We start from the raw sequence: 9,898 nt of genomic DNA on the forward strand, positions 1-9,898 counted from the left end.
CGCGCTGAAATGCCGTAAGAAAATCTTCTGTTTGCCCCCGCGCGTTTTGTTGCACCCAGACAAAAAATGCGGCCTCCGAAGGAACAAGATCTGCTGAGCGATAGGGGGTGGATCTTTCCTTGGCAGGGAGAGGGCCGGAGAAAGGGATAAACAATTGGACGCAAGTTTCGTGAGCCTTGCGCAGCAGCTGCTTCAACTCCCGGTGGAAGGCCCGTGCGAGCAAACCTTGATCCAATGCGCGTTCCAGACAATGTCGGCGTATTTCAGCTCTCTGATTATTGGAGGCGCGTGCAGTCCAGCTCTGTGTCGATAAAACCCTATCGATGGCCTTAAGTCGCGAAGCCACCTGCCGTTCCAGGCGAATCAGATTGCGTCGGGTGGGATCAGCGAGACGATTGGGCAGATAAGCGGCAAGAGGGCGGGTGCTGAGTGTTTCGGGGACGAGCAGACGCGCAAAGAAATTTTGCAACAGGGCTGTTCGGGCCTCCGCGTGGGCTGTTTCTTGCTGGGGCTCTTGCTGTACCCGATGGACAAGTGCATTCAATCTTTCGGCCAGCCCCCGGCTATTGTAAATAAAATGTTCCCGGGCCTCGGGATCCAGTTTCAGCAGCTGTTCCATCACCTGGGTGTGAAGCAGACGGACCTGCTCGTTGCTAAAACCTCCGGAATGATTAAACTCGCCTATTGCCTGGGTGATCTGTTCTGTGGATTCTTCGAGGCTCATCCTTCGGGTGGAGGTGGAGTTGGAAATTGCATGAAACAGGATGCGCAATCCCAGGGCCTGTCCTTCGGCACTGTCTGCAAAGGCCCTGCGATCGGCCTCAGCCAGGTCTGTGCGAAGTGTGTAGGCGGCTTGTCGTGTTTGAGCGACAAGGTCTTCCGGTATCTGGGTTTCCAGATCTTCGGGGTGTCCCCCTTCTGCCTCATGCCTGTCCAGAAAGGCCATGGCCTCTCGCAAGGCAGGGCCGGCTTGTTCTTGCGCCTGCTCGAGGCTTCGGCTTTCATCAATAAAACTAAAATGGTCATCCATGCGGTAAGCCTGGCGCACTTCAGTTGCTGTAAATCCCATCTGCTGCAGACTTCTGGCGTAATGACGGTGCATGTCTATCTCGTGGATGCGCGCGCTAACACGACCACTCAAAAAATTGAATGCATGTCCCCAGGGAGAAAGCTCTCCAATGGCGTTTTCAATCACATCCGCCCACAGCGGCGTATCGACGCCGGCGGCCCCCTGAAAGCCATGGATACGATCAATCTGGCGAGAACACAGCAGCCAGGGCAGATCCACAGCCCTTTTAAACTGGAGGACAACTTCTTCGTTGACCCTGTCCATCACCATTTCAGAGGCCACTTCTCCCAGCCAGAACTCTGCACGGCGAAAGAAAAATTCTGCAACGGGCGTCAGTTCCCGCGCTCCGAGTGCGCCGGCACGACCCAAGAAAGACTGCTGCTTCAACAGAAATCCCAGACGACCAAACAGGGTGCCCGCCCCTGCCGAGAAGGCGCCTGTGAGGGCAGACTCTCCCATCTGGGAGACGAAGGCGTAGAATTGACGGGTGAGGTTTTCATCGCGGCGCCAGTTGCCTGCCTGTTGCACGCTCTGGGCACAGGTTTGATAGAGTCCGTTGGCTACACCCGACACCAGGGCCGCCTGCAGGGCCGTCAGGCCCAGACCCATGTTTTTCACGAGCATCAAGGCACCCACTCCCGAGAGGCTGGCCGCTGCCATAATCACTGCATTTCTCGCCCCGCTCCGACTCGTGCAATCCAGGGCAATGCCAATGCGATAGAGCCCTTCGTCGTGGCTCAGTTCTCCCAGAACACGACCCGCCCGACCGCCCAACAAGACATCGGAAGAATAATCCTGGGCAATCTCCTGGGCCGCCAAGAGGTAGCGCTCGGCATCCTGATAATCACTGGAGAGACCGGAGCGCGAGGCTCCAAAATGATCAAAACCATTGTGAGCCAAGGCCCTCCAATCGGCCCCACAAGCCTGCCACTCCTGCCAGGTGCTCGCCAGAATTTCTCCGGGAGAATGGGAAAGGGAAATCGATTTTGCAAAATCTAGCATCCCTGCACCGGATAAAACAACGCTCATCAGCAGCCGCGGGGGCAGGAGGAGACTCGTGAGTGCAAAGCGGAAGGGAGACAAGGCGGTGCTGAGCACCACATTCTCATGAGTCCTGTGGCCCAAGCGATTGTAGTAGTGCAAAAAATCTCCAGTCGTGTGACCATTGCGACCGCTCAGGCATTCCCAAAAAGCCCCGGGGGCGTTGCGTACACTGCCCCAGACGTCATTCATGTAACCGGTGGAAATTTCTCCCATGTCGTGCGCCAAATCCAGACTCATTGCGCGAATCCGGGCTTCGTCCAAACCCATGTCGGAGGCTTCGTGGATAAAACGCCGCACCCGTTCAGCCACTTCCAGAGGCGAGTGAAAAAAATCCTGCAGCACGGGATCGTGTGCAAACTGGGGTTCATGCAGGGCCCGCTGCATGGCCCCTTCGTAAGTGGCGGGATGGCCGCTGGCAAAAAGCTGTTCGGTCAGGCCAATAAAACCATCCACCTGTTGGGTGCAGGATTCCACATAATTGTCTCCATAAGCGGCGGTGTTTTGAATTCTGTTTTCATAGGCATTCCTGAGTACCGCTCGCAACACCATGCTCAGAGGCCCACAGCGGCCCATGCGTCGCTCGGTACCTATTTGTTCCAGGGCCTCTCTTGCCCGGGGGTTTTCACCCAGGGCTTCGAGCAAATGCTGTGCTTCCAGCAAATGTCCACAATTCCAGGCTTGCAAGCCGGGTACCACTTCAGCCATTTGATGCAGCTCCAGGGTCTCGGCGGCATTCAATCCGCGGGCAGTGGCTTCAAGCCCGGGAATACGGCCCAAAATATCATTGGCATGCTGCAGGTCTGCCGCAATGCCTCGATGCGCAGGGGTTGTGTGTTGGGGGCTTTCCGGGCGTCTCGTGCGCAGCAGCAGGGAGGCCGATTGGGTGAGCAATCTTACCCAGGCGAGTGCCCTCGAAGGACTGGAAAATTGGGCATAGGCTTCAACAGGAGCCAAAGCTTCACTCACCCGGTTTCCCAAATAAAGATCCGATCTCGAAAAACGTTCCGCGGCATTCATCCTCAATTCCAATTCCCGTTCGCTGAGTTGTCGGTGATTGTGATGGGGATTCGCGGTCTCTGCGGCAGCCAGGAATCGATGCGCCATGAAAGCCTCACTGACACTGCCTTGCAAGACACCTTCCCGCAGCGGGTTTTCGATGTGTTCCACATGGGCAGCCATCCACGAGGCATCCCCCCGCTCAAGGGCCCCGTTAAAAGCGCTTCTTAAATCTTCCAGCATCCGGGGGGCCAAACTCTGCAACTCGCTCTGGCTGTGTGTGTCCTGTTGGCGGATTAACTCCTGAATGCTTTGCTGAAACCAGGCCTCCCTGAGGGCTTGCAGCGGATGAAAATCCTGCAAGGGACGCAACTCCGCAGCCGTCACCAGAATATTGGCGCGGGCCAGGGTACGGGCCTGATCATCCGTAGCTTCACCCAGGATATTCAAGGCGGCTGTGCATTCGCTGACCGAGCTCAAATATTCTCCCAGGGCCTGCTGCGTTTCATAAGCTTCTGCCCGCCCCGTGTTTTGCGCTGCAAGCAGTTCTCCGCGAAGTTGCGTGAGATCTCTCACCACAGTATTGCCTTCACCCTGGGAGATTTTTTCCTGAATAAATGAAGTGCCCGCAGGTACGCGGCTGTCGCCCCCCAGATAAGGAGTGCGACTTAAATGCTCATCGATTGCGACCAGCAGGGCTGCTGTATGCAAGCGCGCTGCCGAGGCTTCAGGATGTTGCTGCAATTCACGGCGCAGTTCCGCGGCCAGGAGGTAGAGTTGTTCGTTGCCATGATGAAGAATGGGCAGACGCTCGGGGTGATCTCGATTCAACACTTCCTGCACACGAGGATCTCCCAGGTTGGGGCTTACACTCTGATAGTAGCGATTAACCGCCAGTAGCCTCTCTGCTTGTTCCTGCAGATTTCGTGGGGGAGCCAGCCGGGCTTGTTGGGCGTGGATGCGGGCTTCTTCCTCCTGATACACGCGACTCTGCGTCACGCCCCCTGGCTCTGCCACCAGGGCTACGAGGGGATTCAAGGCCCTGCGTATCCAATCGCTATTTTCCTGGATAGGCCTTTCATTTAGAGCTTCTGCCAAAATTCTTGCCTGATGTTCTGCGCGAACGGCCACGCGTCCGCTGAGGGAATCGCAATTGCCGGTTCCTGCACTGGCCCTTAAACGCTGATGCAGGGCAGTCAAGATTTGCAGGTGTTCTGTACTTGCGGTGCTGCCCTGCTCTCCATAACAATTTTCCAACTCCAGAAAAGCGGCACTGGCACGGGTTTCGTCGGAACAAGACACAAAAGAAACGACACAATCCCGAAGCGATTTTACACGCTCTGCGTGATGTTCGGGATCTCTGGGAATATTCTGGGCACGGGCAAAGGCCGCTGCTGCCTCACGATGCGCCTCTGCGGCAGACGAATCGCCACTTCGAGTACCCGGGACGGAAGTTTCTCCCGGACGCGCCGCGACCAGGTTGTGCAGACTTTGTCCCGCCTGTTGAACCTGGCCCGCTGCCTGAGTCTGAACATGGGCAGAGGACGGAGCGGGTGGTGCTGTCGGGGCTGGAGTAGGCTGGGACTCGGGAAGCAAAGGAGTGTCTGTGCGTTCCAACTCGGACGAGTGAGCAGAGGCTCTTCCTCCCTGAGGTATTGAAGGATCCAGTTTTTTCATAAAATTAGAGATTTACACCATGAACTCTTTTTACAAAATTATAACGGCTTTCTAATCCACGTCACAAGCTATCTTGATAGAAATTGTAAAAATAAATAATGGTTTTTATCCGACCTTGCAAGGCGTGTGAAGAGGGGTTAAAAAAAGTAAATTCACCGCCGGGCATCCCTGAAAATTCTGCCCTGCGTCACGATTATTTTTGGACAAATTTTGTATTTCTTGAGAAGAGAGTTTTATGTTTTTTTCATTTCAGGGACGCGTTCCCGGTTTTATTCCTTCTCCACTGTTTGAGATGAAGCAGGTGCATGGAGACCGTATTCTCCTGCTCGATAGTCCTGAAAAATTTGATTTACTTTATCGAACAGAAGCCGATGCCGTGATTTGCACAGTTCCCCAAATAGCGATTGCGGTTCGAACGGCAGATTGTGTTCCCATCCTGATTTCACATCCTTACGGCATCGTTGCCGCCGTCCATGCCGGTTGGCGGGGAACGAAGTTGAGAATCCTGCAAAAAACACTTGTTCAAATAAAAGAAAAATTCAACGTGGATCTTTCGGAAATCCACGTCGTCATTGGGCCTTCTATTTGTGAGAAATGTTACGAAGTGGGGGAGGAAGTGGCGATCGCCATCCTGAACGAGGTGGAGAGCCTCGGTCAGGAGGATGGCCTAGTTGCTAAAAAAAATGGGGGAAAATATTTTCTTAATCTCAAACTGGCCAATCAACTGTTGGCCAGGGCCGCTGGGGTGTTGGAATCCCAGCTTACAGTGAGACCAGAATGCACCTTGTGTAACGAAGAAGAATTTTATTCTTATCGGGGGAGCAACAAAAAACAAGAGCCCAGCGAAGGGAGAAATTATTCTTGGATAAAATTCTAAGAGTTCGCTGTTTTTGCAGTGCCCTTAAGCCTTCCTAGCCTCATCCAGATTTTTCAATCCCTTTTTCTTCGCATTCACCAAAATAGCCATATTGCCATAAGGATGTTTGTTTTCGCGCATCAGCTGATGAGACTCACCCGTTTGTTTGAATTCCCAGGTTTGAGCGAGACAGGGATCTATTTTACCTTCGAGCACCAGCTTGTTCACCCCGATGGCCTGATCGTCGTTGGCAAAATGAGAACCTTGCAGTCGTTTTTGTCTCATCCACAGATAACGCAAATCGGTTGTGGCATTGTATCCGGTGGTTCCCGCACAGACCACCACCATTCCTCCTGCCTCACAAACGAAAGTAGAAGTGGGAATTGTATCTTCACCGGGATGTTCGAAAACAATACGAGGGCTCCTTTTTTCGCCCAGCACATCCCAAATGGCCTTTCCAAAATCGCGGGCCCCTTTTAACCAGAGGTTGTACTTTTCAGTATCTTTCCAATGAGGCAAGACGCTCCAATGATTGAATTTACGTCGATCGATACAACCCACCGCGCCCAGATTTTTGCAGTAATCAAATTTATCATCTCCGGAGACCACCGCGATGGCCTTTGCCCCAAAGGCCCTACAAATCTGGATGGCCATGGAACCCAAACCACCCGCTCCACCCCAAATGAGCACGACATCGTCTTTGCGCACTTCATGCTCCTGCCAGCGAGTCAGCATGCGGTAAGCCGTGGCCGCCACCAACATATAGGCAGAGGATTCTTCCCAGGTGAGATGGGTTGGTTTTTTCACACATTGATGGGCCTGAACTTTGGTAAACTGGGCAAAACTCCCGAAATTACTTTCATAACCCCAAATGCGAAACGAAGGCAGATACATCGGATCGGTACCCTTTGCGATCGCTGGATCATGAACATCCCATTGGCCGCAATGGATAACGACTTCATCCCCCACGTTTACATTCTTTACATTTTTCCCAATTTTCCAGACAACCCCGGAGGCATCGGATCCCCCAATATGAAAATCTTCCTTTTCTCCGGCCTTATTTCGAGCCCCAATGACGTTCACCGGAATTCCCAAGGCCGCCCAAACATTGTTGTAGTTGATTCCGGCAGCCATCACGTAAACCAGGGCCTCGTCAGCCCCAATCTCAGGGACGTCAATCACTTCGTCTTGAAAAGCAGTTTGAGGCTCTCCAAAACGCGAGACACGAATCACTTGAGCATGCATTTTTTCAGGGACAACACCGAGTTCAGGAATTTCTCCAAGTTCATAAAGTTCTTTAGACATAGCTTTCTCCTCTTCCGGTAGATAGATAGGTGGATAGAAATGGTTCTATTCCCCTATTCGACGTGGTTTTGTTCGTCAAGAGGGAGAAAGAGGCTCTTAAGCTTTAAGTAAATGGACATCATATTTTTCTAATTCAGGATCGCGGGTTAGAAGTACTAACTGTTCCAGCTTGGCTTGGGCCACCAACATACGATCAAAAGGATCCCGATGATACAGAGGAAGATGGGCGTAGGCCTCAAGATGAGCAAGGGTCAAAGAGAGAATTTCATAACCAGCTGGGATAAGACTTTGATAAAAATGACGAGGTAAATTTATCTTCTTTATCGATTCTTTGATGCGCAATTCCCAAAGAGAAACCAAACTCACAAAAACGATATTGCCAGGATTGGCAATCTGATCACGAATCTCAGTACTGAGTTTTTTTTCGTCTGAAGTCGCCCATAATAAAGTATGAGTATCCAGCAAAAGCTTCATTTATTTCATTCCCAGTTTTTCTGCGATATCCTCGGGCCATTCATTAAAATCGGCAGGAATACGAATTTTTTTTGCAAACAAACCTAAGCGTTTATTTTCGCGTGCAGGCTGATAACAGATTAATTTAGCCACTGGCTTACCCGCCTTACCAATAATAATTTCTTCTCCATGATTGACGACACGTTCAATCATGGCCGACAATTGTGCTTTGGTTTCGGAAATATTATGAATTTGCATAAGAGCCTCTCAGACTTACTAACAAGTCGGCAGTTTATCTGACAGCCCACCAGGGCTTACCCTACCAACGGTTGTACTAGAGAGTCGCATTACGTCAGTTTAATTGGCGACTCGTCAGTAGTCTAACCTGGTCTGGTTTGACAGGTCAATAAAAGATCCAAACACTATCTCCACAATCTCCTTCATAATCAGGTTCAACTCAAAATCTTTAGGAGTATAAACCCTGGCCACACCTCTTTTCATCAATTCTTGAGCATCCGAGTCGGGAATAATTCCCCCGACCACCACCGGCACTTTTTCTAAGCCTTTTTCTTTCATCAGACGAAGTACTTCCGGAATCAACTCCATGTGCGAGCCTGAAAGGATAGAAAGCCCCACGACATGCGCGCCTTCTTGTAAAGCGGACTCTGCAATCTGCAGAGGGGTCAGGCGAATGCCTTGATAGATCACCTCCATTCCTACATCGCGGGCACGGACGGCAATTTGTTCGGCGCCGTTGCTATGCCCATCCAAGCCGGGTTTGCCGACGAGGATGCGCAATTTCTCGCCTGTCTTCTTTTCAAAAGCTTGAACTTTTTGACGCACTTTTTCAATCTCTTCAGAACTGGAAGCCAATTTTACCCCCGACACTCCCGTAGGGGCACGGTACTCTCCAAAAACCTCACGCAGCGCAAAGGCCCATTCTCCTGTGGTTACCCCGGCATGGGCACAGGCAATGGCTGCAGGCATAATATTCTCTTTGGACGCAGCCACCCTCTTTAAATTCTCCAAGGCAGCCGCAACTTTTGACGCATCTCGCTTGCTACGATAATTGTTCAAACTTTCAATCTGATCTTTTTCAGCTTTAGGATCCACCTTTAAAATGCCTTCGTCTTCACCCGACATCAGGGGCGAGGGAGTTGCTTCGGTAAAGCAATTGACTCCAATCACTTTTAATTCCTTGGATTCAATCCGCCGCACCCTTTCCGCATGAGAAGCCACCAATGCCTTTTTCATGGTTTCAATCGATTTGACCGCTCCACCCATAGACTGAACTTTATCAATTTCCACTTTGGCTGCAGTAACTAAGGCCTCCACTTTTTTTTCGATGACTTTCGAACCATTGAAGAGATCTCCATATTCGAGAAGATCTGTTTCATAGGCGAGGACTTGTTGCAATCGTAGCGAGAGTTGCTGATCCCAGGGCCTGGGCAAACCCAATGCCTCATTCCAGGCAGGGAGTTGGATGGCACGAGCACGAGCCTCTTTAGAAAGAGTAACCGCCAACATTTCATAAACAATTCGGGCAATATTATTTTCCGGCTGGCGTTCGGTGAGTCCCAAGGAATTGACTTGGACACCGTAGCGGAAGATCCGGTATTTGGGATCTTCCACGCCGTAACGCGTTTTCGTCAGCTCATCCCATAGTTTTACAAAGGCACGCATCTTACACATTTCTTCTACAAAACGAATTCCGGCATTCACAAAAAAAGAAATTCTTCCCACCACCTTTTGAAAAATATCCGCAGGCACTTTTCCTGATTCTTTCACGGCATCCAAAACCGCAATGGCATTGCAAATAGAATAGGCAATTTCCTGAACTGGCGTCGCTCCCGCCTCTTGCAGATGATAAGAGCAGATGTTGATGGGATTCCATTTGGGGACTTCAGTCACCGTATAGCAGATCATGTCGACGATGAGCCGCAGCGATTGCTCGGGAGGAAAGACATAGGTGCCACGAGAAAGATATTCCTTGATAATATCGTTCTGGGTCGTGCCCTGAAGCAGCTTTTGATTGGCCCCCTGCTTTTCAGCGGTCGCGATATAAAGCGCCAGCAACCAGGCGGCTGTGGCGGCCGCACTGGAAAGGGGCCTCAACGCCGGTACTCAGTATAATGTCATCGGGGGCGAGCTTGACCAGATGTATAACCTGAGCACTGCCCAGGTGCGGGGCGTCTTGAACAAGGCCGCTGGTACCATTCACGGCAATGCCATGAATACCGAACAGGATATGCGCCGTGCTTTCGACCGGGTGCTCAGCGAGCATGTATTCCAAAACCAGAACCAGACACTGACCTCCAGCATTTCCGGTGAGAATGCCGGTGATGCCTTGGGCAAAAATACCAACGTCTGGCTCAGAGGTTATGGCCAATGGAGCGATGGCAAGTCTGATGGCAATGCCACGGGCTATAACCAGAGCCTGAGCGGTGTCATCGGTGGCGTGGATTATAAAGTCTCGAATCGCTCCACCTTGGGTATTA

At 51.6% G+C, this 9,898-nt stretch carries 7 protein-coding genes; 2 read left to right on the plus strand and 5 right to left on the minus strand.

Annotated elements, in window-relative coordinates; genetic code table 11:
* The coding region (locus tag HQM15_11650; protein MBF0493418.1) for a hypothetical protein at nucleotides 1-4,786 on the minus strand (4,786 nt) is incomplete at its 3' end.
* Between the two features lie 235 nt (nucleotides 4,787-5,021).
* Here HQM15_11650 and pgeF point away from each other — a divergent pair.
* A complete protein-coding gene (pgeF, locus tag HQM15_11655; GenBank protein ID MBF0493419.1) occupies nucleotides 5,022-5,663 on the plus strand; it encodes a peptidoglycan editing factor PgeF in 642 nt (213 codons plus the stop codon).
* Nucleotides 5,664-5,687: 24 nt separating this feature from the next.
* Here the strand turns inward: pgeF and ccrA are convergent, their stop codons facing one another.
* The 4 genes from ccrA to HQM15_11675 all read right to left on the minus strand — a co-directional run bounded on the left by ccrA (nucleotide 5,688) and on the right by HQM15_11675 (nucleotide 9,515).
* Complete coding sequence (ccrA, locus tag HQM15_11660) at nucleotides 5,688-6,947, minus strand: crotonyl-CoA carboxylase/reductase (GenBank protein MBF0493420.1); 1,260 nt, start codon at nucleotides 6,945-6,947, stop codon at nucleotides 5,688-5,690.
* A 96-nt stretch (nucleotides 6,948-7,043) separates the two neighbouring features.
* Complete coding sequence (locus tag HQM15_11665; GenBank protein ID MBF0493421.1) at nucleotides 7,044-7,421, minus strand: type II toxin-antitoxin system VapC family toxin; 378 nt, start codon at nucleotides 7,419-7,421, stop codon at nucleotides 7,044-7,046.
* Entirely contained in the window at nucleotides 7,422-7,658 is a 237-nt protein-coding gene (locus tag HQM15_11670; protein MBF0493422.1) for a type II toxin-antitoxin system Phd/YefM family antitoxin, read from the minus strand. It lies immediately after the preceding gene.
* A gap of 114 nt (nucleotides 7,659-7,772) precedes the next feature.
* Nucleotides 7,773-9,515 (minus strand): protein meaA, encoded by a 1,743-nt coding sequence (locus HQM15_11675; protein ID MBF0493423.1) that lies wholly within the window; start codon nucleotides 9,513-9,515, stop codon nucleotides 7,773-7,775.
* Between the two features lie 115 nt (nucleotides 9,516-9,630).
* On the opposite strand from HQM15_11675, the gene HQM15_11680 reads away from it, so the two are divergent.
* The coding region (locus HQM15_11680) for an autotransporter domain-containing protein (GenBank protein ID MBF0493424.1) at nucleotides 9,631-9,898 on the plus strand (268 nt) is incomplete at its 3' end.

The sequence above is a fragment of the Deltaproteobacteria bacterium genome, assembly GCA_015233135.1.
Classification (GTDB): Bacteria; UBA10199; UBA10199; order JADFYH01; family JADFYH01; genus JADFYH01.